We start from the raw sequence: 23,788 nt of genomic DNA, 5'->3' as shown, positions 1-23,788 counted from the left end.
CAGCCCCATGTTTAACGAACCGACCTGGGGGTCGGTTTTTTGCATCCTGGGCCCTGCATATCCCCTGATGCCGACAAGAGAGGGTGAGTCGCCTCGCCTGGTTAGAGCAAAGCGGCTTGCCGCGATGAACGGCCAGAGGTCGCCCGAAGGGGTGAGTCACGCAGTGGCGAATCATTCCTCCCTTAGCTCCAGGTAAAGGGCGTACCCTTGCCCAGACCGATACGGTTTCTCGATGGCCAATCCAGTTGAAGGGATCCAGACTGGGTCTGTGAGCCAGCTCCGGGCGCGGAGCCATTCCTTTATCACTTGGTGAAAGGGACTCAGGGCCGATGAAAGTCACGCATGGCATCATGAGAGAAATAAGGGCTGCGGGAGCGGCCATCGATCAGCTGGCTAACAATGTTCGCCGTGTGGAGCTGAGAGTGTCAATTCGGAGCTGGGTGTTGGCGGGCATTTTAAATGACGTATTTTCTTAAGGTCCTGTACATGTTACCCCACAAGGATCGTAGTAAAATGTCGCACCATTAAAATCATCCAGTTAGCAGAATACACTGATATGTAATAGGAAAAGCGGTAAGAAAGACCTGGAAATAAATTCAATGTTCAACGGCAATCACGAGTGAAGAATATTTTATGTTGGCAATCTACTTCGTATGAATATTGTTGGGCAGTCTGTGTTAATAAGGATGACAAGTGTGCATTTTCTGCCTTTTTTATTTCTTGTCACCTCGCCTATGGTGTCGGCTGCAGAGCAGCCATCATCAGAGGCGACAGGCCTGAATGATAGCCAGAAGCAGATCAGGGCATTACGCAAAGCGGCGCGAAAAGCCACCATTCCAGCCGATGTGCGCCCCTCTATCACTCGGCCAGCTCCGTCAAACCAACAGAGACTGAATCGCAAATGGGAGCATGCGTTACCTTTTTATGCGCAGAGTGCGATTGATCTCGGGTTTGATCTGCCTCTGCCATTCTCTCTCTCCATTTTGCCAACGTATATGCAACAAGGGTTCAGCTTCTCCGATTTGAAGCTGGCCATTCCCGATCGTCCGGATATCGATTTTGGCCGTCTAAATCTGGATGAGATCGACTTTGGTCATCCAGAAGGCCATACCCGGACATGGCAACTGAAACTCAGCTCGTGGATCTTGCCATTCATGCAGGTTGGAATGCACGCCGGACGTTTTGATGGCGACTCTGATCTGGAAGTCACCATTCCTGATTCGGTGTTTAAGCATATCAAGCCAGGTCTTGAGACGATTCATTTTTCACCTGATTTTTCAGGCTGGAATTATGGGGTGAATACGAATTTTACCGCCGGCTTCGGCCAGTATTTTGCGGTTCTGCCGGTCAGCTATACCCGATCGGAAACCGATGATAAGCGCACCGAGAGTAAGGCACTGCTGGTGAGCCCACGAGTTGGCCGCTCATTCCACCTCGATAATTTGGGTTTAGTGAGCCCTTTTGTGGGCTTCTCTTATATGAAAGTGGAAGGATTTACTCAGCAGTCTGAACCTTTTGGCTATAACATTGCTTACAGCATATCTTCCGAAAACGAAAATGAATGGGCTGGGGTGGTTGGGCTGAACTGGAACCTGGCCAGAAACTATGGTGTGGTGGCAGAGTTCAATGTCGGCCCTGAGCGAACCAGCATGGTCATGATGCTGGACTATCGGTGGTAGGCGGAGGCATGGCGGTAGGAATCCCTTGATATGTCTTGCATCTCAATGGAGAGGTGTCCACTCGTCCTGTTTGCCGTGCTCGCCCATGTCGCATTTTTATCAGAAGTTCTGGTACAGCATCAAGCTATTCATAATGCTGCTTTGTTCTGTGATGGAATATGTTTTTCGACGTGATTGTCTAATTTATAACAAGGTCGATATTCCACGATTAATGATAACTCGACTTGTGGGGAGAAATAACAAGTTAGTTCATATGGTTGTTTTTAAATGCTCCCTTGGTGAAGTCTTACATATGTCAGGAGGATGGTCGCTTTTTAGAAACTTCCTTCTGGGGCGGAGAACAAAGTCAGAAAATTAGAATGTATTGCTTTACCTTAGATAATTATGGAGTGGGGTGTTGAGCCATCGTGTGTCACCCCGTGGACTTGTTGGTGAGAACAGGTATCACTTCAGTTCATCTGCTTATGTCACCATTTTAATATGTCAAAATCAGGGGCGGAATGACGGATGAAAATAAAGCAGTGTTTGTTGATGGCGATGGCCCTTTTAATCATGGGTTGCAGTCATTTTGATGATGAACAACGGGGTATAAAACGACAGGGTATAAATGAAATGGCGGACAGTACCCTTCATCAGTTGATGGCACAGGATGAAAAACTCAATAAATTATTCGAGGAGTCGTTGGCCTATCTTGTCGTCAATATGAAGGTGACTAAGATACCTGCCATTGGCGTGGGGGGTGGCGAGGGCGTGCTGTTTGTAAAGGCAGAAAAAGAACCTGTTTTTTATCGTGTTCAGCGATGGGATCTGGGTGCCGGTTGGGGGGCTCGTTCTTACAAGGTCTTAGTCTTGCTGTATTCGCAAGATGTCATTGACAAAGTAAAACATGACCATTGGGCATTCGACATCGGTGGTGAGGCTTCCGTTGGCACCGCTGCGATGGAAGGGGCGTCGAGTGGCATTATTCCTGAATATTCCGTGCATATATTGTCTGATGGTGGTGTGTCAGCCTCAATTACGGCAAGAGCAATCAGAATGAGTAAGAGTGACCTCAATATGAGTCAGGACACGTACTGAAGGCTTCTGGCAAGGCTCGCCTCCCGAAGTCAGCTCCCCAAGAGCCACTTGCTCGGCCCCAGGTGACCGTCATACCCGGAGCAAGCCCATCACGATACCCCACCCGATAAAAACCCGACCTGACGGTCGGGTTGTTGTCTGCGTTGCGTCATCCGGTTATTTCTCGCGCCATTCCCGGGAAACAGGCCCGCCGATTCCTGGCGGGCCTGGGAACGGCGCCCGGGATCAGGCGAGATCGAAGCGATCCAGGTTCATGACCTTGGTCCAGGCCGCCACGAAGTCCTTCACGAACTTCTCCTTGGCGCCCGAGCTGGCATAGACCTCCGCCAGGGCCCGCAACTGGGAGTTCGAGCCGAACACCAGATCGACCCGGCTGCCCGTCCACCTGGCCTTGCCGCTCTTGCGATCCGTGCCCTCGTAGACGCCCTTGTCTGCTGCCGGCTTCCACTCGGTGCCCATGTCGAGCAGATTGACGAAGAAGTCGTTGGACAGGGTGCCCGGGGTCGCGGTGAATACCCCGTGGCAGTTGCCGACATTGGTGCCGAGCACCCGCATGCCGCCGACCAGCACCGTCATCTCGGGGGCACTCAGGGTGAGCAACTGTGCCTTGTCGATCAGCATGGTCTCCGCGAAGGCGGCGCACTCGCCCCCGTAGTTGCGGAACCCGTCGGCGAGGGGCTCGAGCACGGCAAAGGAGTCGACATCCGTCTGGGCCTGGGAGGCATCCATGCGACCCGGGGTGAAGGGCACGGTCACGGAGACACCGGCCTTCTTCGCCGCCTGCTCGACGCCGACACCACCCGCCAGCACGATGAGATCGGCCAGGGATACCTTCTTGCCACCGGTGGCCGAGGCGTTGAAGGCCTGCTGGATCCCTTCGAGGGCCTGAAGCACCTTCGCCAGCTGCGCCGGCTGGTTGACCGCCCAATCCTTCTGCGGGGCGAGGCGGATGCGGGCACCGTTGGCGCCGCCACGCTTGTCGGAGCCGCGGAAGGTGGACGCGGAGGCCCAGGCGGTGGAGACCAGCTCGGCCACGGAGAGGGGGGCTGCCAGGATCTTCTCCTTGAGCGTTGTCACGTCCTTGTCATCGACCAGGGGGTGGTTGACGGCGGGAATGGGGTCCTGCCAGATCAGCTCCTCCTTGGGAACTTCCGGCCCCAGGTAGCGCGTGATGGGGCCCATGTCGCGGTGGGTCAGTTTGAACCAGGCGCGGGCAAAGGCATCGGCGAAGGCTTGCGGGTCTTCGTGGAAGTGGCGGGAGATCTTGCCGAATTCGGGGTCAAAGCGCAGGGTCAGGTCGGTGGTCAGCATGGTCGGCTTGTGGAACTTGCCCGGGATGTGGGCATCGGGAATGATCTCCGGGGCATCTTTTGCGACCCACTGCTTGGCACCGGCCGGCGACTTGGTCAGCTCCCATTCGTACTTGAACAGGTTCTCGAAGAAGTTGTTGCTCCACAGCGCCGGGGTCTTGGTCCAGGTCACTTCGAGCCCGCTGGAGACGGTGTCCTTGCCGTGCCCGCTGCCGTAGTCGCTCATCCAGCCGAGGCCCTGTGCCTCCAGAGGGGCACCTTCGGGCTCTGGCCCCTTGTGGGATTCGGGCGCGGCGCCATGGGCCTTGCCGAAGGTGTGACCGCCTGCGATGAGGGCCACCGTCTCTTCATCATTCATCGCCATGCGGCCGAAGGTGGAGCGGATGTCTTTGGCCGCCTCCATATAGTCGCCGCTGGCGTTCGGTCCTTCCGGGTTGACGTAAATCAGGCCCATGTGGGTGGCGCCGAAGGGGGGGCTGAGCTCGCGGTCGCCCTTGACCCGATCTGGGTCGACCCCGAGCCAGGCAATCTCATCCCCCCAGTTGACGTCCTGATCCGGCTCCCACACGTCCGGCCTGCCACCGCCGAAGCCGAAGGTGCGGAACCCCATGGATTCCAGGGCGACGTTGCCGGCGAGGATCAGCAGATCGGCCCAGGAGATCTTGTCGCCGTATTTCTGCTTGATGGGCCAGAGCAGGCGGCGCGACTTGTCGATGTTGACGTTGTCGGGCCAGCTGTTGAGGGGGGCGAAACGCTGCTGGCCCCGGCCGCCGCCACCGCGACCATCCGTGGTGCGATAGGTGCCCGCGGCGTGCCAGGTCATGCGGATGAACTGGGGACCGTAGTGACCGAAGTCCGCCGGCCACCACTCCTGGGAATCTGTCATCAGTTTGACCAGGTCCTTCTTGAGCGCCTGATAGTCGAGGCTCGCGAAGGCCTTGGCGTAGTCGAAGTCCTTGCCCATGGGATCGGAGCTGGGGGAATGCTGGTGCAGCAGATCCAGCCGCAACTGGTTCGGCCACCAATCACGATTGGTTCTGCCGACGCCGGCGGTGTGGTTGAAGGGGCATTTGCTTTCGTCACTCATCTCGGTCTCTCCTTGGAGGGCATCTACATTGCTGACAACTTAGTATGGAAACATTTCCACCGTGCGGTGTGACGCCATGGCAGGGAATGCCTCATGGCACGACGGTGTGGTGTCAATTACTCCTTATTTTTCAATGGATTGGTTAATTTTTATGGGGCGGATTACGAAAAGATGAATCACGGCCATCGAGTTTGGCGATCTGCCGGTGCCCCGTGCGGGTGGTGCGTCCGGCGGTTGTTCATCTTTTTACCCATATCACGGCCATCCGGGTCCAAGTTTGCGCTGCATCATGGCGAGCCGGGTTCCCGGCCTTGGGGCGGGGTACTCGCGTATTTTTGTGACGCAGGCCCTCGAGAGCCTGGCGACGTGGCCGGCGTGTGGTGGTGCGCCGTGCTGGGCAGGCAGTGAAGACACAGGGGAATAACGGCTATGGGACAGGCAGGGCAGGGGGCACTTCCTCTTGGCGGGCCGCCAGGCGATGAGCATGTCAGGAGAAGGGGGGGGTCAGGGGCGGAAAACAAAAAGACCGGCACTTGGCCGGTCTGAAAGGGCAGCATCGAGTGCTGCGGCATCAGGTTGCAGACAACCTGAAAGGGGAATGATGGGGTGGCTGATGGGGCTCGAACCCACGACAACCGGAATCACAATCCGGGACTCTACCAACTGAGCTACAGCCACCACTGAAATCTGCCTTCGATGCCGCTCTCAAGGAGTCGCATCAATGGCGCGCCCTGCAGGATTCGAACCTGCGACCCACGGCTTAGAAGGCCGTTGCTCTATCCGACTGAGCTAAGGGCGCGTTGTATCAAGAAATCCGGAGGACTTCCCGATGAACCTGGTCGGTGATAAAGGATTCGAACCTTTGACCCTCTGGTCCCAAACCAGATGCGCTACCGGGCTGCGCTAATCACCGAAAATTCGTGCTCCAGCATACCTTCGGCGGCACCACTGGGCAACGGGCGGGCATCATACCCAAGCGCCAAAGTCAGCGTCAACGACTTTTTCCGCCAGTAAATTCAAGTGCCTACTTATTGCCCGTCAGGCGAGAGCCGCTAACACCCGCGCCAAAAAAATGCGACAATGCGCCGCAGTTGAACACAGGATGAGTGAAGAACGATGTCTGCCAAAATCATTGATGGAAAACAGGTTGCGCAAACGATTCGCAACCAGGTCGCCGCGCAAGTCCAACAGCGGTTGGCACAGGGGAAGCGGGCACCGGGTCTGGCGGTGATCCTGGTGGGGCTGGATCCGGCCTCCCAGGTCTATGTGGGCAGCAAGCGTCGTGCCTGTGAAGAGGTGGGTTTCGTCTCCCGCTCCTACGATCTCAGCGCCACGGCCACGCAGGACGAGCTGCTGGCGTTGATCGACAAACTCAATGAGGATCCGGCCGTGGACGGCATCCTGGTGCAATTGCCCCTGCCGGCCCATTGCGACACCACCCAGGTGCTGGAGCGTATTCGCCCCGACAAGGACGTGGATGGCTTCCACCCCTACAACGTGGGCCGTCTGGCCCAGCGCATTCCGGCGCTGCGCCCCTGCACCCCCAAGGGGATCATGACCCTGATCGAGGCGACCGGCGTCAAGACCCACGGTCTGCACGCCGTGGTGGTCGGGGCCTCCAACATCGTCGGCCGGCCCATGACCCTGGAGCTGCTGCTGGCGGGCTGCACCACCACCACCTGCCACCGCTTCACCCAGGATCTGGAGGCCCAGGTACGCCGCGCCGATCTGCTGGTGGTGGCGGTGGGCAAGCCGAACTTCATCCCGGGGGAGTGGGTCAAGCCCGGCGCCCTGGTGATCGACGTGGGCATCAACCGTCTGGCCGACGGCTCCCTGGTGGGGGACGTGGAGTTTGAAACTGCGCGCAATCACGCCGCCTTCATCACCCCTGTGCCGGGTGGCGTGGGCCCCATGACGGTGGCCAGCCTGATGGAGAATACCCTGAGCGCCTGCCAGGACTATCACGACGCCTGAGTCAGCGCCCTCTGGCGCAAACAGCAAAAAAGGGAAGGCCTGGCCTTCCCTTTTTCATTGCGCGGTCTCTGTTCCCCGAAGGTCAGATCAGCGCCAGCGCCGCCGCCAGATCGGCGATGAGATCGTCGGCGTCTTCCACCCCGATGCTGAAGCGGATGAGATCGTCATTCACCCCGGCGGCGAGGCGACTCGCCTCGTCCATGGCGGCGTGGGTGGTGCTGGCCGGGTGGCAGGCCAGGCTCTCGAGATCACCGAGGCTCACCGCCTGCACGAACAGCTGCAGGTTGTCGAGCAGGGTGGCGCAGCGCTCAAATCCGCCTTCCAGCTCGATGCTTACCATGCCGCCAAAGCCGCTGGCGAAGGCGCCGAGGGCATCGTGGCCCGGATGGCTGGCCAGCCCCGGGTAGATCACCTTCTTCACCGCCGGGTGGGCGGCGAGGAAGTCGGCCACCTTCTGGGCATTGTGCAGGTGGGCATCCATGCGCAGGGGCAGGGTCTTGACCCCGCGCTGCAGCAGGTAGGCCTCCTGGGGGCCTATGGGGGAACCGATATGCTTGAGGGCCACGGTGCGCACCGACTTCATCAGGGCGTGGGAGCCCGCCACCACCCCGGCGATGATGTCGCCGTGACCACCCAGGTACTTGGTGCCGCTGTGCATCACCAGATCGACGCCGAGCTCCAGCGGGCGCAGCAGGTAGGGGGTGAGGAAGGTGTTGTCACACACCGTGATGGCGCCCACCTTGCGGGCCGCCTCCACCACCACCCGAGGATCCACCACCTTGAGGGTGGGGTTGGTCAGGGTTTCGAACAGTACCACCTTGGTGGCGGGGCGGATGTTGGCCAGCAGATCCTGATCGCTCTCGTAGGCGGTGACCTTGATGCCGGCGCGGCTGAAGGTCTGCTTGAGAAACGCATCGGTGCCGCCGTAGAGCGGGCCTATATAGGCCACTTCATCGCCGCTGTCCGCCAGGGCATACATGATGGCGCTCACCGCCGCCATGCCGCTCGCCACCACCAGGGCCTCGTCGGCGCCCTCCAGGGCCGCCAGCTTCTGCTCCAGCTCGGCGGTGGTGGGGTTGCCGAAGCGGCTATAGATGAAGCCGGGGGCCTGACCGGCGAAGCGTTCCTTGCCCGCCTGGGCGTTGAAGTAGCTGAAGGTGCTGCTCTGGTAGAGCGGGGTGGTGAGGGCGCCGGTCTGGGGGTCGATCCGCTGGCCGCTGTGCACGCTCATGGTCTTGAATTTCATTTTTTACTCCGTCATTGCCAGGCTGTGGCCCAACTGCTTGTGTTATCCGGGGCGCCGCGGCGCCCCCGTTTTAATGCTGCATGGCTGCGTCAGGCGAGCTGTGGCTCGCGCCGCTCGCTCTTTGTCGTCTGCCCGCTGGTTGTCTGCGGATTGGCGGACGCCGGGGCGACGCCATAGTGGCGGGCCGCCACATCCGGGTGGGAGCGCAGCCGTCCCTTGAGCACGTTCTCCCCCACCTGGTAGAAGAGCGGGTTGGCGGGATCGCTCTGGGGCCCCTCTGCCAGCGCCGCCAACTCGGGGGAGAGTGACAGCAGCGGCACCGTCGCGTCCAGCCTGGCCGCCATGAAGAAGGCGCAGGAGAGGCGTGACACCCCGGGCGGCGGGCTCTGCACCCGGTGCAGGGTGGCCTTGAGGTAGCCGTCGGAGGCGAGCTCCAGCAACTCGCCGATGTTGACCACCAGGGCCCCCGGCAGGGGGGGCGCCGGGATCCAGCCCTGGGCCGTCTCCACCTCGAGGCCGGAGTGATCGTCCTGCATCACCAGGGTCAGGTAGCCGGGATCCTTGTGGGCGCCCACCCCCTGGCCGCTGCCCCCCGCCTCCTGTCCCGGGTAGTGGATGAGCTTCATGTGCTGGTAGGGGGCACCGCGAATGCTCTCGTCAAACACCCCGGCCGGCTGCTCCAGCACTTCGGCGAAGGCATCGAGCAGGGTGAGGGTGATGGCGCTCAGCCGATCCTGCCAGGCCAGTAGCTGCGCCTTCATCCCGGGCAGGGCGGCAGGCCACTGGTTGGGGCCGATCAGCCGCTGCCAGGGATGAGTCAGTTGGGCGGTATCGAGCGCGGCCTCCTCGTTCATGATATCGAACTGTTCCCGCTGATCCGGCCGCGCCCGGGTCAGCTCGGCCCCCACCTGGTTGTAGCCGCGAAAATGGGGGGAGTGCACCATCTGCACCGCCAGCTTCTCCTGCGTAGGCAGGGCGAAGAAGCGGGCGGCGAGTGCCAGGGTCTCCCGCTGCTCTTCCTCGCGAAGATCGTGACCCACCAGATAGAAGAAGCCGACCTCGCGGGCCGCCCGGCCCAGCTTGGCCAGCATCTGGCGACGTACCTCGGGGGCGCCCTGGAGCGCGGCGAGATCGATGATCGGCAGTGATGAATGTTCCATCTGCATCTCCTCAGCTATCGGGCCGGGAACCTTGATCCCTGACCGGTTAACACGGCGGCGCGCCATCCGAAGTGGATCCTGGGTGGGGGCGCCAATTGAACTGAGGTGATACTACGGTTCGGAGTTATAACGGCAAAGCAACGAATTATTCTTAGTTATATACAAAATTCGAAATAGAATTCGACCCTCGCGGGGGTGCTGGAGGATGAAACGGGAAAAGTGGCCCTCTGCCGACTGTGCAACCCTGCCGGGGGCGAGCACGGCTGCCATCCACCCGGGACGGCGACAGGGAGAGGGACAGGGGAAAGCTGCGGGGAGGCTGATGCCTCCCCGCGGTGGACGGTCAGGTATGAACCCCGCCGTCATGGATCAACAGCTGAGCCTGCTGACTGGCGACGCGCGACAGCCTGGGCTCAGTAGCCCAGGGTGAAGCGCTGGCGCAGGTGGGCCGGCTGCTCCGCCTCGTTCAGTACGCCGTCCGCCAGATCGCCGACCGTGATCCCGGCGGGTTTGTCACCGTCAAACAGCACCCGATCGGCACCGAGGCGATAGCCGCCGCGCTTCTCGCCGGGCTCGAGGAACACGGGCGGGGAGACGAAGCGCCAGTCGAGGACGGTTTCCCGGCGCAGTGCCCTGAGGCCGTCGCGGGCCGCGAGCGCCCCTTGCTTCCACTCGGCCGGAAATTCCGGGGTATCTACCAGTTGCACGCCCGGCGCTATCTCAAGGCTGCCGGCGCCGCCGACCACCAGCAACCAGCTGCTGGTCGCCTTGGCCGCCGCCACGATGGCGCTGGCACCCTTGAGGTACTGGTCGTAGATGTCCGGCACTGTCCAGCCGGGGTTGTAGGCACTGATCACCCGATCGTGCCCCTCGAGCACTGGGGCCAGGGCCTGGTTGTCCTGGGCATCCACCGCCACGGCGCGGACCTGGGGATGGGCTGCGACCTTGCTGATGTCGCGCACTATGGCGGTGACCTGATGGCCGCGGCTGACGGCTTCCTGGAGGATGGCGGAACCGACAAAGCCGCTGGCACCGATGAGGGCAATCTTCATGGGAAACTCTCCTTCGCTGTGGGAATGGGGCTATCCTACGCTCCCGGATGTGATTTAATAATCCACTGAAAATTGCATTCACTTGTAAGCAAGGCTTCATAATGGATCAGCTCAGACGCTACGCCATCTTCGCCGCCGTGGTGGAGGCGGGCAGTATGACCGGCGCCGCCAAGGCCCTCGGCATGACCCCGTCCGCCGTCAGCCAGCATATCGGCCAGCTCGAGGGGATGCTCGGCCTGCCCCTGTTGCACCGCTCCACCCGCCGCCTCAGCCTGACCGAGGCGGGGGAGGTGGTATGGCAGGGGTGCCAGTCCCTGCAGCAAACCCTGAGCCAGACCGAGCTGCGCCTCTCGGAGGTACGCGACAGCCTGCTTGGGGAGGTGCGGATCACCGCCCCGGTGGGGATGGCGGGTCAACCTCTGGCACGGGCGCTCTCGCCGCTGCTGCAGGCGCATCCGGGCCTGTGCATCCAGATCATCGCCGACGACGAGAAGCGGGATCTCATCAAGGATCGCATCGACGTGGCGCTGCGGGTCGGCACGCTCGAAGATTCCACCCTGGTGGCTCGCAGGCTGGGACAGACCCGGATGCTGCTGTGCGCCGCCCCCGCCTACCTGGCGCGCAAGGGGACGCCGCGCAGCCCGGCGGATCTGCTGACCCACGACTGGCTGGCCTCGGAGATGCTGGGGGGAGGGTTGCTGTTGCTGGATGAGAAAGGGCAGGCCCACAAGGTGAAGCCCAGGCCCAGGGTGCTGTGCAACAACGTGCTGCCCCTGCGCCAGTTCACCCTGGCGGGACAGGGGATCTCGTTGCAACCCGAGGGAGAGATCGCCGAGGATCTCGCCTCGGGCCGCCTGCTGGCACTGCTGCCCGGCTTTCGGGCGCCCGCCATGGAGATCCACGCCATCACGCCCCAGCGGGAGATCCCGGAGAAGGTGCGGCGGGTGATCAGCGCCCTGCGCAGCCACTTCGCCGAGCACGGTCAGAGCCGCGCCCAGTGAGTGGCCGCGGGAGCGAGCAAGGGCGATCGGGATCGCCCGCGCGCCCCCGTCCCTTGCCCGCGCTCATTTCATGTAGAGCCCGCCGTTGATGGCCAGGGTCTCCCCCGTGATATAGGCCCCCGCTTCGCTCGCGAGGAAGGCCACGGCGGCGGCGATCTCCTCGGGCTTGGCGAGGCGGCGCATGGGAATGTCGGCCTTGATGCTGTCGAGCACATCGGTGCGGATCGCCGCCACCATGGGGGTGGCGGTATAGCCGGGGGCGATGGCGTTGACCGTGACTCCGAAGCGGGCCCCCTCCGCCGCCAGCGCCTTGGTGAAGCCCAGCATGCCCGCCTTGGCGGCCGAGTAGTTGACCTGGCCGAATTGCCCCTTCTGGCCGTTGACCGAGGAGATGTTGATGATGCGGGCGTCGCGCTGCTCGCACATGGCGTCGAACAGTGGCTGGGTCACGTTGTAGAGGCTGCACAGGTTGGTGTGGATCACCTCGAACCACTGATCCGGCGTCATCCGCTTGAAGGCGCCGTCCCGGGTGATGCCGGCGTTGTTGACCAGCACGTCGACCCGTCCCTCCTCCTGCAGCAGGTGGCCCAGGGTCTCGCGGCACATGGCGGTGTCGGCCACGTCCAGCGCCAGCAGGCGCACCCGATCCGGCTGGTGCCCCTGGGTGTCGAACCACTCCCTCGCCGCCGCCGCGCTGGTGCTGGAGTGGGTGGCGATGATGCGATAGCCCTGCTCCAACAGGGCGGCGGTGATGGCGGTGCCGATGCCGCCACGGGCTCCGGTGATCAAGGCGATTTTCTTCATGCTGCTCTCCTTGGCATGTCACGACGGGAAGAGTGCCCTGCACTGCCCGGGCAATTGACAATGTTGTCGGCATCCACTGTGGCAGGAGAAGGCGTCACTTTTGTGACAGACCAGGAGGGCGGTTGGCGGACGAGGAGAGCGGCGCCTCGTCCCGCCGTCGCCGGAGAAGGCTTGCCGCCGGCAAGGCGGCCATGTTTAATGTGGCCTCCCGGGCGAGCGCGCCCCCTGCCGGCAGTGGTCTCGAGCGCATCATGATACCGACATCCCCACTTCCATCCCCAGGCCAGGCGCCCGAGGCACATGCCCACCTCACTCGCATCGAGCGGGTGCTGGACTATATTCACGCCAACCTGGATCAGGTGCTCTCCCTGGAGCTGCTGGCCGAGCAGAGCTGCTGGTCCCGCTGGCAGCTGCAGCGGGTGTTCCTGCACGAGACCGGCCAGACGGTGGCCCACTATGTGCGCGAACTCAAGCTGAGCCAGGCGGCGGAGGCGCTGCTCTCGACCCGGCAGCGGGTGCTGGATCTGGCGCTCAGCCATGGCTTTGGTTCAGAGGTGAGCTTCAGCCGCGCCTTCAAGCAGCAGTTTGGCTGCTCGCCCCTGGCCTATCGCAAGCGCGGCCTGCGGCTGGGGTTGCGCACCCCGCTGGTGCGGGCGGCGGCGCTGCCCACCCCGCCCAGGCTGGTGCAGGTGCGGATCGAGAGCCAGCCCGGCTTCACCCTGCACGGCGTCAGGGGGGAGATCCTGGGCCTCTTTGCGAAGGAGCCCGACTTCCAGCAGACGGTGCCCGCCATCTGGCATGCCCTGCGGGAGGCCGGCGGTCTGTGCCCGTCGAGGGAATGGCTGGGTGTGGTGGACGTCTCGGGGGCGGGGCCGAGGTTGCCCTACTGGGCCGGGATGGCGGCCGGGGAGGGGACACCGCCGCCAGGTCTGTCGCGCCTCGAGGTGCCGGCCCAGGAGTATGCGGTGCTCACTCACCTGGGCCCCATCGAGCAACTGGGGCAGAGTCTCAATTGGTTCATCCAACACTGGCTGCCGGGCTCCTCCTACCGGGGGCTGGATGGCTTCGAGCTGGAGCGCTATCCCCCCGGTTTCGACGCCAGGCAGCCGGACGCCCGCATGGAGTACTGGTTGCCCATCGCCCCTTGCGAAGAGCCTTGATCGCCTGCTCCTGCCGCCCTGATGCCGGGTGTCATCAGTCTGCGCCCCCGGACCCAAGGCGTATCGAGCCCGAGACAGATGACCATTTGAACCCACCCGTGCCGCCCGTTGCCGATGGATGTTGTCGGTTGAGGCTGACTTCCTCCTGATTTCTCCGCTTTTCCCGCCAAGATGCCCCAAATTGTTAATTTCGGGGAGAAATAGAACAATAAAATGCAAATGATATTTGTTACTATTCACGTGCAGTAGGCAGTCGAGGATCAGATGCAACTTGTTCACCCCCCATTGACCGTGGTCGCCGCGACCATCTCCACCTTGTTGGCCGGCCCGGCGCTGGCCGCCGCTCCCGCGAGCACCGAAGCGGCGCGCGCCGACGAGACCTTGACCGTGCTGGGTCAGACCTATCGCAACACGGCGACCAAGACCCGGCTCGACCCCATCGAAACGCCCCAGGCGATCTCCGTGGTGGACGGCGAGACGCTGGAGCAGCGGGGGGTGAGCTCGGTGAGCGAGGCGCTGCGCTACGTGCCCGGCGTCAATACCGAGCTGCGGGGCGGGGCGGTCAACCGGCTGGATCTGTTCAACATCCGCGGCTTTGACAACTACCAGAACTTCTATGACGGTCTCTTGTTGCAATACAACGAGTGGAACCTGCAACCCCAGATAGATCCGGTGGCCATGGAGCAGCTGGAGGTGTTCAAGGGGCCGACCTCGGTGCTCTATGGCAGCATGCCCCCCGGTGGCATGGTCAACCTCATCGCCAAGCGCCCCCAGCGGGAGGCCAGCCACAACGTGAGCCTGGCGACCGGCACCGGCGCACTCAAGGAGATGACCCTGGACAGCACCGGGACCATCGACGACAGGTTCGCCTACCGGGTGGTGGGACTGGCCCGCCAGAAGGAGGGCCAGGCGGTGACCTCCGAAGAGGAGCGCTACGTGTTCGCCCCCTCCCTGGACTGGCAGCTCGGCGAGCGCACCCTGCTGAACCTCAACCTCTACTACCAGAAGGATCCCGCCGCCGGCATCTACACCACAGTGCCCGCCAGCGGCTCGGTCAAGAGCAATCCCCTGGGGCAGCTCGGTAGCGACACCTTCCTCGGCGACGAGAACTGGAACGAATACAACAGGGACGTGACCCTGCTCGGCTACAAGCTGAGCCACGAGCTCAACCCCGACTGGCAGCTGCTGCAAAATGCCCGCTACATGGATGCCTCCGCCTACCAGCGCAACACCTACAATGCGGCCCTGGCGGCGGACAACCGCACCCTGGCGCGCAACGCCTACCTGACGGACGAAGACTCCCGCGGCTTTGTCATCGACAACCAGCTGGCGGGCAAGGTGCAGACCGGCGCGGCCCAGCACAACCTGCTGCTCGGGGTCGACTACCAGTACCTGGATGCCCACATCCTCTACCGGGACACCCTCGACTACTCGTCCCCCAGTATCGACATCTTCAATCCGGACCACAGCCAGATAGTGCCGGGAGCACTCACCTTCAACTACCAGGATCAGAAGGTGATCCGCCAGTCCCAGACCGGTGTCTATCTGCAGGATCAGGTGCGCCTCGACCGCCTGGTGGCCATCGGTGGCGCCCGTTACGACCGCTACCGGATGGACACCGACAGCCATACCCTCTACCTGGGGGCGGCCAGCCAGTCCCTGGCCCAGATCGATCAGGACAACCTCTCCTTCCGCCTGGGGGCCCTCTATGAGCTGGATAACGGTCTCTCGCCCTATGTGAGTTACGCCGAGAGCTTCGAGCCGGTGCCGGGGGCAGACAAGGACGGCAAGGCGTTCAAGCCGGCCACCGGCCACCAGTGGGAGGGGGGGCTCAAGTTCCTCTCCGAGGACATGAGCAAGACCTTTACTGTCGCTGCTTTCCATATCACCAAGGAGAACGCCCTGGTCACGGATCCGGACAACGTCTACGGGCCCAAGCTGCAGACCGGCGAGACCGTCTCCAAGGGGGTCGAGCTGGAGGGGCGTGCCGATCTCACCAGCCGGCTGGACCTGGCTTTCAGCTACACCCTCATCGACATGGAGATCACCCGTGACACCACCAGCCTGCAGGGCAAGACCCCGGTCTGGGTGCCCGAGCAGATGGCGTCGCTCTGGAGCAACTACCTGCTGGGCGGCAGCCTGGAGGGGATGCGGGTGGGCGCCGGCCTGCGCTACGTGGGGGAGGCCGAGATGGATGCCGCCAACACCGACAAGGTGCCGGACTACCTGCTGATGGACATGTCCGCCTCCTACGATCTCGCCGCCCTCAGCGCGAGCCTGAAGGGGGTGGGGGTGTCGCTCAGCGCCAGCAACCTGCTCAACAAGACCTACTACTCCTGCTACGACCAGAACAACTGCTGGTTCGGGGCACAGCGCAACCTGGAGGCTCGACTCAAATACGCATTCTGACCCTGCGCCCCGGGCTGCGTCCGGGGCATTCACCCTCTGCGGGCGGCGATGACCGCAAGCACGTCCTGCCACGGGGCCTGGGGGCGCTGGCACTGCATGCCGAGCGCACCCTGGTGGCGGATCACGACACCCTGTTTGCGGCGGCGGCCAGCCTGATCCCCTCCCTCAGGGGGCAGGGACTGGCGGCGGGGAGTCGGCCTCCGTTGCTGGCCACTCACACCGAGGCGACCCCGACCGAGGTGGCGGCCGCCCTCCATGCCCACTGGCGGCAGGCACACCCGGAGGCGGGCCCCGCCTACTGGCTGACCCGCAGCTGGGGCATGCTCTGCTGGCAGTCCATCTATCTGGCCATGGTGGCCGTCTATCGGGTCGGCGCCGTGCCCGCGCTGGACAGACTGGGGCAGGGGTATGAGGCCGGGCTGGTGTCCGGCTTCTGCCTGCCCCGGGAGCCCATGATCAAGGGGGAGGTCGATGTGTTGATCAAGGCGGCGGGCTCTCGGCTGCGCAGCCACTGGCAGCAGCTGTTCGAGCTGTTTGCCGGGGTGCAGCGACTGCGGCCCGGCTTCGTGCATCCGCTCCTGGCGGACGATCTGCTGGCGGCCCTGGTCAGGGTGCCCGATTTCTTTGGAGAGGTGAGCCGGGACGAGGTGTCAGCTCATGCACCGCGCTGGCTTGCCGCCTGCGGCCTGCCGGCCTCGCATCTGGCGGGTTGGCGCGAGGCAGCGCGGCCTTTGGAGGCGGTCTTCCCCGGCTATGTGCGCCAGCGCTGCTGTCTGCACTACAAGCGCCGGGACGGGGAGCTGTGCGACAACTGTCCACGGCGACACGGCCAGGGCAGTTGCGATGGGGTGGAGACTTAAGCAGGAAGAGTGGGCAGCAAGGGGTCGTGACGCCACGGCCCTGCGCCTGTGGCATCTGGCCGCCCCGAGGGGCGGCTTTTTCATGCCCTGTTACTGCGCGGCCATCCGGGTGCGAATGCGTTCGAACAGGCTCTGTAGGCAGGGCTGATCCCGGTCGGCGGCGCGCACGGCGCCATACATATGGCGGCGGATCCCGCCGCCCAGGGGCCTGGCCTGGAGCAACCCCTGGTGGACAAACTCCTCGCTGGCCCAGCGGGGCAGGGCGGCGACCCCGAGGCTAGCGGCAGCCATCTGCAGCATGACGGAGGTGTTGTCCACCGGCTTGCAGCGGGCGGGCTCCACCCCGGCGGGTTGCAGGAAGCGGCTGAACACGTCCATGCGGGCCCGCTCCACCGGGTAGACCAGCAGCACCTCGGCGCGCAAGTCGTCCGGCGCGATGCCACTCTGCTGGCAGAGGGGGTGATCCGGCGCCATCACCAGTTCGAGATCGAAGGCGAACAGGGGGTCGAAGTGGAGATCCCCGCGGGCCTGCACATCCGAGGTGAGCAGCAGGTCGAGCTGGCCGCCGAGCAGGGCGCTGATGGCATCGAAGCCGGGGACCGATTCGACCTCCAGATCCACCCCGGGCCACTGGCGACGAAAGTCCGGCAACAGCGGCAGCAGCCACTGGATGCAGCTGTGGCAATCCAGCGCCAGGTGCAGCCTGCCCGCCTCTCCGCTATGCAGGGCCAGCAACTGGCGCTCGGTCTGGGCCAGGGCGGGTAGCACCTGACGGGCCAGGGCCAGCAGATGCTGGCCTGCCGCCGTCAGCACCAGGGGGCGACTCTTTCGAAGAAACAGCTCCAGATTGAGGCGGGTCTCCAGCTCCTTGAGCTGGTGGGAGAGGGCGGACTGGGTGAGGTTGAGGGTGAGCGCGGCCCCGGCCAGGGACCCTTGCTCCGCCAGGGCGCTGATGGTCTTCAGGTGTTTGAGATCGATGCCCGGATTGCTGCTCTGAGGGGGGCTGGATGGGGTGGGCGCGACCATGGCACTGCTCCTTTGTGCGTCAGTTGAGAAATTCTTGAGAGCCAGTTGAAGAGGATTCAATAGCCAGGGCCACCTTATCTTGTCATTTTGGATGTGTAAACATCTGGATGGCCAAACAATCCAGATCCTCATCAGATAAACGAGCATAAGGAATTGGACCTATGACCTGCGCACACACCCTGGGCTTTCCCCGTATCGGCGCCAAGCGCGAACTGAAATTTGCCCTCGAATCCTACTGGCGTGGCGAGACCACCCAGAGCGAACTCCTCGCCGTGGGCAAGAGTCTGCGTGAGCGCCACTGGCATGCCCAGCGTACCGCCGGGGTCAACCTGCTGCCGGTGGGGGATTTTGCCTGGTACGATCAGGTGCTGGGTACCAGCCTGCTGGTGGACGCCGTGCCTGCCCGTCACCGCCACGGCGACACCGACCTCGACACCCTGTTCCGGGTGGCCCGTGGCCGTGCGCCGACCGGCCCGGCGGCGGCGGCTGCCGAGATGACCAAGTGGTTCAACACCAACTACCACTACCTGGTGCCGGAATTTTACCGTGACCAGCGCTTCAAGCTGGGCTGGAGCCAGCTCTTTGACGAGGTGGAAGAGGCCAAGGCCCTGGGGCTGCCGGTCAAGGCGGTGTTGCTGGGCCCCGTCTCCTACCTGTGGCTCGGCAAGGAGAAAGAGAGCGGCTTCTCCCGTCTCGAACTGCTGGATCGCCTGCTGATCGTCTACCAGGAGATCCTGGCCAAACTGGCGTCCCAGGGGGTGGAGTGGGTACAGATCGACGAGCCGGCCCTGGCGCTGGACCTGCCGGATGAGTGGCGCCTCGCCTACCTCAAGGCGTATGAGCGCCTGAGCGGCCCCTGCAAGCTGCTGCTCACCACCTATTTCGGTTCGGTGGCTCATCAGCGCGACATCATCACCAGCCTGAAGGTGGACGGCCTGCACCTGGATCTGGTGGCAGCCCCCGAGCAGCTAGAGACGCTCGTTCCGCATTTACCGGCCCAGTGGGTGCTCTCCGCTGGCGTCATCAACGGCCGCAACGTCTGGCGCGCCAACCTGGCCAGGCTGGCGCCGACCCTCAAGGCATTGAAAGAGAGGCTCGGCGAGCGCCTCTGGGTGGCCTCCTCCTGCTCCCTGTTGCACAGCCCGGTGGATTTGACCCTGGAGCACGAGCTGGATCCCCAGACCCGCAGCTGGTTCGCCTTCGCCCTGCAAAAGTGCTATGAGCTGGGACTGCTGGCGGACTACCTGGATGGCGGGGATCTGGACAAGATTGCGGCCTACAGCCAGCCCATCGTGGATCGGGAGTCTGACAGCCGGGTTCACAAGCGTGCGGTGCAGTCACGGCTCGCCAGCCTGACCAACAGTGACTTCGATCGCCAGAGCGCCTACCCGGTGCGTGCCGACGCGCAGCGCTCGGATCTGAAGCTGCCGCTCCTGCCCACCACCACCATCGGCTCCTTCCCGCAGACCTCTGAAATCCGGGTGCTGCGTCAGGATTGGCGTGCCGGGCGCATCGATGACCAGGCCTACGAGGCGGGCATCCAGGCCCAGATCAAGGACGCCATCGAGCGCCAGGAGGCCATCGGGCTGGACGTGCTGGTGCACGGTGAAGCGGAGCGCAACGACATGGTGGAGTATTTCGGGGAGCTGCTGGACGGCTTTGCCATCACCCGCTTTGGCTGGGTACAGAGCTATGGCTCCCGCTGCGTCAAGCCGCCGGTGATCACCCGGGACATCGACCGTCCGACCCCCATGACCCTTGAGTGGACGAAGTTTGCCCAGAGCCTGACCGACAAGCCGGTGAAGGGGATGCTGACCGGGCCCGTGACCATTCTCTGCTGGTCCTTCCCGCGCGAAGACGTGAGCCGCGAGCAGTCCGCCCTGCAGATTGGCCTCGCCATTCGCGACGAGGTGGCTGACTTGGAAGCCGCCGGCATCAAGATCATCCAGATCGACGAACCGGCGATCCGCGAAGGGCTGCCCCTGCGCAAGCAGGATCACCAGGCCTATCTCGACTGGGCGGTGCGCGCCTTCCGCCTGAGTGCAAGCCCTGTGGCGGACAGCACCCAGATCCACACCCACATGTGTTACAGCGACTTCAACCTCATCATAGAGGCTGTGGCGGCGCTGGACGCGGATGTGATCACCATAGAGACCAGCCGCAGCCAGATGCAGCTGCTCGAAGCGTTCGAGCGCTTCAACTACCCCAACGAGATCGGTCCGGGCGTCTACGACATCCACTCGCCGAACGTACCGAGCCAGGGCTGGATTGAAGACCTCATCCGCAAGGCTGCGCAACAAATCCCGGCAGACCGGCTCTGGGTCAACCCGGACTGCGGCCTCAAGACCCGCGGCTGGGAAGAGACCACCGCAGCTCTGAAGGTGATGGTCGATGCCACCAAGGCGCTGCGCGCCGAGCTGGCCTGAGCCGCGGGAATCTGACCGGCCAGGCGACACAGGCATCCAGTGGGTCCAAGCACCGATAACGAGTAAAACCCGCGCAATGAGGGAGGGGAGGCCGAGGCCTTCCCTCTTTTTTGCGTGGTGGCGTCCTTCTCGGGAGGCGGCCTGGTGAGCGGCGCGGCACCCGAGCCTCAGGGGCCGTCCACGCGCCCAGGCAGCCAGCGGATGTCGAGGGGCATTGCGACCCCCGATCACCGGATTGAGGCGTGCCGGGCCCGGGGCGCCGGGATCCTGAGGCCGCGATGACGCCCACGCTGGTGCTGGGCGGGGAGAAATGGCTAGAATTGCGCATTTCAAATAAATCTTATCGTCAGCGGGAGCAGGATGCAGTTCAGGGATTTCTTGCCGGTATCGACCAATACCAGCCTCAAAGAGAGTTGTTACGGCGCCCTCGGCGCCCTCGTCGGGTTGCTGGGCACCGCCTGGCTGTGCCGGTGGGGGCTGGGGCTCGAGGTGCACTGGCTCATCGCCCCCATGGGGGCCTCCGCCGTGCTGCTGTTTGCCGCCCCGGCGAGCCCCCTGGCCCAGCCCTGGTCCATCCTGGTGGGCAACGGGGTGTCGGCGCTGATGGGGGTATTGAGTGCCAGCCTAGTGCCGGACATGGCCCTCGCCTCGGCCCTGGCGGTGATGCTGGCCATCGCCGCCATGTTCCTCACCCGCAGTCTGCACCCGCCCGGCGGCGCCGTGGCCCTGACCGCCGTGATCGGCGGTGAGGGGATCCGGGCGCTGGGGGTGAGTTACGTCTTGCTGCCGGTGCTGCTCAACTCCCTGTTGCTGCTGAGTCTGGGGCTGCTCTACAACCGGCTGCTGGGACGCCGTTATCCCCATGGCGGCAAGGTGGCCCCCAATCGCCACCAGACCGCGGATCCCCAGCCGAGCGCCCGGCTCGCCACCGGGGACATCGACTTCGCCCTGGAGAAGCACGGGGAGTTGCTGGACATCAGCCGCCAGGATCTGCAGGAGCTGCTGCAGGAGGCCCAGTTGCACGCCCTGCGGGGGCGGGTGGGCACGGTGCGCTGCCAGGATGTGATGTCGCGGGATCTCGTCGTCACGGCGCCGACAGCGTTTGCCATGACCGCCTGGCACCTGCTCTCCCACCACCAGATCAAGGCGCTGCCGGTGGCGGACGAGGAGGGCAGGCTGGTCGGCATCATCACCCTGCACGATCTGATGATCGACCGGGCAGGCCGCCAGCCCAGGGTACGCGCCGAGCTCGAGCGGCTGAGGGTGGCGGATCTGATGACCCGGGAGGTGCGCACGGCGCGGCGCTACCAGCCGCTCTACGATCTGGTGGAGGCCTTCTCCGACGGCGGCCTGCACCACATACCGGTGGTGGAGGGGGACAAACTGGTGGGGATCATCACTCAGTCCGACATGGTGGCGGCCCTCTTCACCCTGGCCCTGAAACCCGGAATGGCGAAAGAGGGGGCTCCCGCCAGCGAACCATAAGAAACGGGCCCCGCGAGGGGCCCGTGTCGTTCAGGGTTTGCGGTAGACGGTCTCCCCCATGAAGACCGTCTGCTCGATCCGGGTGTCCGCGATCCGCTCCGGGGTGCCGGCCTGGACCAGGGCGTACAGATCCCGGTCCAGCACGATGAAGTCCGCCGACTTGCCCGCCTCGATGGAGCCGGTGATGTCCCCCTGTCGTACCGCCCTGGCCCCGTTGATGGTGTAGGCGGCCAGCATCTCGGTCAGCGAGGTGCGCTGGCTGGCGCGATACTCATCGCCGCTGCTGGCTGCCTGCACTATGCCGGCCGCCATGTTCTCGAACGGGCGCGGATCCCGGCTGTCCACCGGGGCGTCGCTGCCGGCCACCAGCACGGCTCCCGCCTTGCGGCTGCTCTCGACCGGGTAGAGGGCGCCGTGCAGGTAGCCCTGAGGATCGTAGAGCGCCTCGGTGAGGGGCTGCCCCGCCTTGCCTGGCTGGATGAAGGGGGTGACCAGCATGTCGTAGGCGAGCTGGGGTGTGGTCCAGGCGTAGGTGAAGGTGAGGTAGAGGCCGAGCGCGCCGAGGCGGCGCTGATCGTCCGGATGCACCACCTGCAGATGGGCCAGGGTGTGGGGAATGCCGCTGTCGCCGTGGTGGGCGCGGGCCGCCTCCAGGGCATCGAGGGCCACGCGGGTGCTGCGATCGCCGATGCTGTGCATGTGGATGCCAAAACCGGCTTCATCCAGCGCCGTGACGTAGCGCGCCAGATCCGCCTCCCGGTAGTTGACGATGCCGTTGCTGCCTGCGTCCTCGCTGTCCGCGGTGATGCTCACCTCGCCGCTGGCGGGGTCCATGGCGAGGTGTGGGTGCAGGTAGTTCTCCAGCATGCCGGCGTTGGGCAGGAAGGGGGGCGTGGTGAAGGGATCCCCTTCCAGCACCCCGTCGAGGAAGATCTTCACCGTGTCGGCCTTTATCAGGGGGTTGCCTGCGAAGGCATCGCGCACCTGGTTCGCCTTGGCCAGGTGCCCCTCGATGTCCAGCCTGCCGGCGTAGTCATCCTGGTGGAAGCAGGTGGCGGCGTTGATCCTCATGTGCAGCAGCCCCTGCTCCTGCATGGTGCGCAGCCGATCGCGGATGAAGTCGTTGGCGCAGGCGTCCTGCACCCCTGTGATGCCGCGGGACGCCATCAGCTCGGCGATGGCGGGGAGGATCTGGTCGTACTGGGCCGCGGCCTGCTCGCCGCTTGCGCTCAGCACCCCGGTGTCGGGCACGGCGATGGCGCTGCGGGCGGCGTCCCGCACGACGCCGCTGGCCAGATCCACATAGGGGATGAAGGCCTCGAACACGCCGCCGGGCGCCAGGGTGGCAGGGTTGAAGCCGACCACATTGCCATCCTTGTCCGCCGCCTGGGCCAGCGCCAGGCTGTTGTAACCGCCGGCGTGGCCGTCGACCCCGGCCAGCATCACGGGATTGTCCGGCGCCGCCGCGTCCAGGGCCGCGAGCAGGGTGGCATGGGCGGCGGTGGGGGCGTTGCCGTCATAGGGGGACCACTGGTTGACCACCAGCCAGTCCCCCTTCTCGGGGGCGTAGCGGGGCAGGCACTCCCTGACCTTGGCCGCGAGCTGATCCAGATTGACGGCCTCGCCGTCCAGATCGCACATGTCGAGCGCCACAGTGCCGAGCAGGTGGATGTGGTTGTCGTGCAGGCCGGGCAGTACCATCCTGCCCTGCAGATCCACCACCCGGGTGGCCTGGTTCCTGAGGGCCTCGGCCCCTTCGCGGGAGCCCACATAGGTGAACTTGCCGCCCTGCACCACCATGGCCTCGGCCTGGCTGCGGGCGTCATCCTGGGTGTGGATCCTGGCGTTGAGGTAGAGGGTGTTGGCCGGCGGCGGTTCACTGCTGTCCTGCTGGCAGCCGATCAGCAGGGTGCCGGCCAGCAGGGCGATGAGACCCGGCCTGAAGGGGGGGAATGGGCTATCCATAGCGTGCTCTCCTGGGTTGATTGCAGTGATTACTGCAAATATGGGCACCTATGGTTATTGCAGCCTT

At 63.9% G+C, this 23,788-nt stretch carries 16 protein-coding genes and 3 tRNA genes; 9 read left to right on the top strand and 10 right to left on the bottom strand.

Annotation, left to right across the window (positions count from 1 at the left end; translation table 11 throughout):
• Window positions 1–695: 695 nt before the first annotated feature.
• Window positions 696–1,679 carry a porin family protein gene (locus tag BN1132_RS07590; protein WP_042076501.1) on the top strand — a complete coding sequence of 328 codons (984 nt, stop codon included), beginning with the start codon at window positions 696–698 and terminating at the stop codon, window positions 1,677–1,679.
• A gap of 507 nt (window positions 1,680–2,186) precedes the next feature.
• A complete protein-coding gene (locus BN1132_RS07585) occupies window positions 2,187–2,756 on the top strand; it encodes a lipid-binding SYLF domain-containing protein (protein WP_042076500.1) in 570 nt (189 codons plus the stop codon).
• Window positions 2,757–2,981: 225 nt separating this feature from the next.
• On the opposite strand, the gene katG is transcribed toward BN1132_RS07585, so the two are convergent.
• From katG to BN1132_RS07565, 4 genes are all read right to left on the bottom strand, one after another.
• Window positions 2,982–5,153, bottom strand: coding sequence for a catalase/peroxidase HPI (gene katG / locus BN1132_RS07580; protein WP_042076498.1), 2,172 nt, complete (start codon window positions 5,151–5,153; stop codon window positions 2,982–2,984).
• A 602-nt stretch (window positions 5,154–5,755) separates the two neighbouring features.
• Window positions 5,756–5,831 (bottom strand) — tRNA-His (locus BN1132_RS07575).
• Window positions 5,832–5,875: 44 nt separating this feature from the next.
• A tRNA-Arg gene (locus tag BN1132_RS07570) sits at window positions 5,876–5,952 on the bottom strand.
• 37 nt (window positions 5,953–5,989) lie between these two features.
• A tRNA-Pro gene (locus BN1132_RS07565) sits at window positions 5,990–6,066 on the bottom strand.
• A gap of 203 nt (window positions 6,067–6,269) precedes the next feature.
• Here BN1132_RS07565 and folD point away from each other — a divergent pair.
• Window positions 6,270–7,127 carry a bifunctional methylenetetrahydrofolate dehydrogenase/methenyltetrahydrofolate cyclohydrolase FolD gene (gene folD / locus BN1132_RS07560; RefSeq protein WP_042076496.1) on the top strand — a complete coding sequence of 286 codons (858 nt, stop codon included), beginning with the start codon at window positions 6,270–6,272 and terminating at the stop codon, window positions 7,125–7,127.
• A gap of 82 nt (window positions 7,128–7,209) precedes the next feature.
• On the opposite strand, the gene BN1132_RS07555 is transcribed toward folD, so the two are convergent.
• The 3 genes from BN1132_RS07555 to BN1132_RS07545 all read right to left on the bottom strand — a co-directional run bounded on the left by BN1132_RS07555 (window position 7,210) and on the right by BN1132_RS07545 (window position 10,585).
• Entirely contained in the window at window positions 7,210–8,373 is a 1,164-nt protein-coding gene (locus BN1132_RS07555; protein ID WP_042076495.1) for a trans-sulfuration enzyme family protein, read from the bottom strand.
• A gap of 89 nt (window positions 8,374–8,462) precedes the next feature.
• The gene (locus BN1132_RS07550; protein ID WP_042076494.1) at window positions 8,463–9,533 is read right to left on the bottom strand and encodes an isopenicillin N synthase family dioxygenase; all 1,071 of its coding nucleotides are present in this window, start codon (window positions 9,531–9,533) and stop codon (window positions 8,463–8,465) included.
• Window positions 9,534–9,946: 413 nt separating this feature from the next.
• The gene (locus tag BN1132_RS07545) at window positions 9,947–10,585 is read right to left on the bottom strand and encodes an NAD(P)-dependent oxidoreductase (RefSeq protein WP_042076492.1); all 639 of its coding nucleotides are present in this window, start codon (window positions 10,583–10,585) and stop codon (window positions 9,947–9,949) included.
• A gap of 101 nt (window positions 10,586–10,686) precedes the next feature.
• Here BN1132_RS07545 and BN1132_RS07540 point away from each other — a divergent pair, with 101 nt between their 5' ends.
• On the top strand, window positions 10,687–11,586 hold the full coding sequence (locus tag BN1132_RS07540; protein ID WP_042076489.1) for a LysR family transcriptional regulator: 900 nt from the start codon (window positions 10,687–10,689) through the stop codon (window positions 11,584–11,586).
• 63 nt (window positions 11,587–11,649) lie between these two features.
• Here BN1132_RS07540 and BN1132_RS07535 read toward each other — a convergent pair whose 3' ends face one another.
• Window positions 11,650–12,390 (bottom strand): SDR family oxidoreductase, encoded by a 741-nt coding sequence (locus BN1132_RS07535; protein ID WP_042076487.1) that lies wholly within the window; start codon window positions 12,388–12,390, stop codon window positions 11,650–11,652.
• A 251-nt stretch (window positions 12,391–12,641) separates the two neighbouring features.
• Between BN1132_RS07535 and BN1132_RS07530 the strand changes: the two genes are divergently transcribed.
• The 3 genes from BN1132_RS07530 (at window position 12,642) to BN1132_RS07520 (ending at window position 16,819) form a co-directional block, all read left to right on the top strand.
• Window positions 12,642–13,550, top strand: a complete 909-nt coding sequence (locus tag BN1132_RS07530) for an AraC family transcriptional regulator (RefSeq protein WP_042076648.1) — start codon at window positions 12,642–12,644, stop codon at window positions 13,548–13,550.
• 264 nt (window positions 13,551–13,814) lie between these two features.
• A complete protein-coding gene (locus BN1132_RS07525) occupies window positions 13,815–15,959 on the top strand; it encodes a TonB-dependent siderophore receptor (RefSeq protein WP_042076486.1) in 2,145 nt (714 codons plus the stop codon).
• A 113-nt stretch (window positions 15,960–16,072) separates the two neighbouring features.
• A complete protein-coding gene (locus BN1132_RS07520) occupies window positions 16,073–16,819 on the top strand; it encodes a siderophore ferric iron reductase (RefSeq protein ID WP_411914128.1) in 747 nt (248 codons plus the stop codon).
• 90 nt (window positions 16,820–16,909) lie between these two features.
• Here the strand turns inward: BN1132_RS07520 and BN1132_RS07515 are convergent, their stop codons facing one another.
• Complete coding sequence (locus tag BN1132_RS07515; protein WP_042076482.1) at window positions 16,910–17,845, bottom strand: LysR substrate-binding domain-containing protein; 936 nt, start codon at window positions 17,843–17,845, stop codon at window positions 16,910–16,912.
• Window positions 17,846–18,006: 161 nt separating this feature from the next.
• Here BN1132_RS07515 and metE point away from each other — a divergent pair, with 161 nt between their 5' ends.
• Both metE and BN1132_RS07505 read left to right on the top strand, forming a co-directional pair.
• Window positions 18,007–20,271, top strand: coding sequence for a 5-methyltetrahydropteroyltriglutamate--homocysteine S-methyltransferase (gene metE, locus BN1132_RS07510; RefSeq protein ID WP_042076481.1), 2,265 nt, complete (start codon window positions 18,007–18,009; stop codon window positions 20,269–20,271).
• 360 nt (window positions 20,272–20,631) lie between these two features.
• A complete protein-coding gene (locus BN1132_RS07505; protein WP_042076479.1) occupies window positions 20,632–21,756 on the top strand; it encodes an HPP family protein in 1,125 nt (374 codons plus the stop codon).
• Window positions 21,757–21,786: 30 nt separating this feature from the next.
• Here the strand turns inward: BN1132_RS07505 and BN1132_RS07500 are convergent, their stop codons facing one another.
• Window positions 21,787–23,721 (bottom strand): amidohydrolase, encoded by a 1,935-nt coding sequence (locus BN1132_RS07500; RefSeq protein WP_042076477.1) that lies wholly within the window; start codon window positions 23,719–23,721, stop codon window positions 21,787–21,789.
• Window positions 23,722–23,788: the final 67 nt, after the last annotated feature.

It is taken from the genome of Aeromonas sanarellii, from assembly GCF_000820085.1.
GTDB classification, from domain to species: domain Bacteria; phylum Pseudomonadota; class Gammaproteobacteria; order Enterobacterales; family Aeromonadaceae; genus Aeromonas; species Aeromonas sanarellii.
This window is presented reverse-complemented; position numbering and strand designations above follow the sequence as displayed.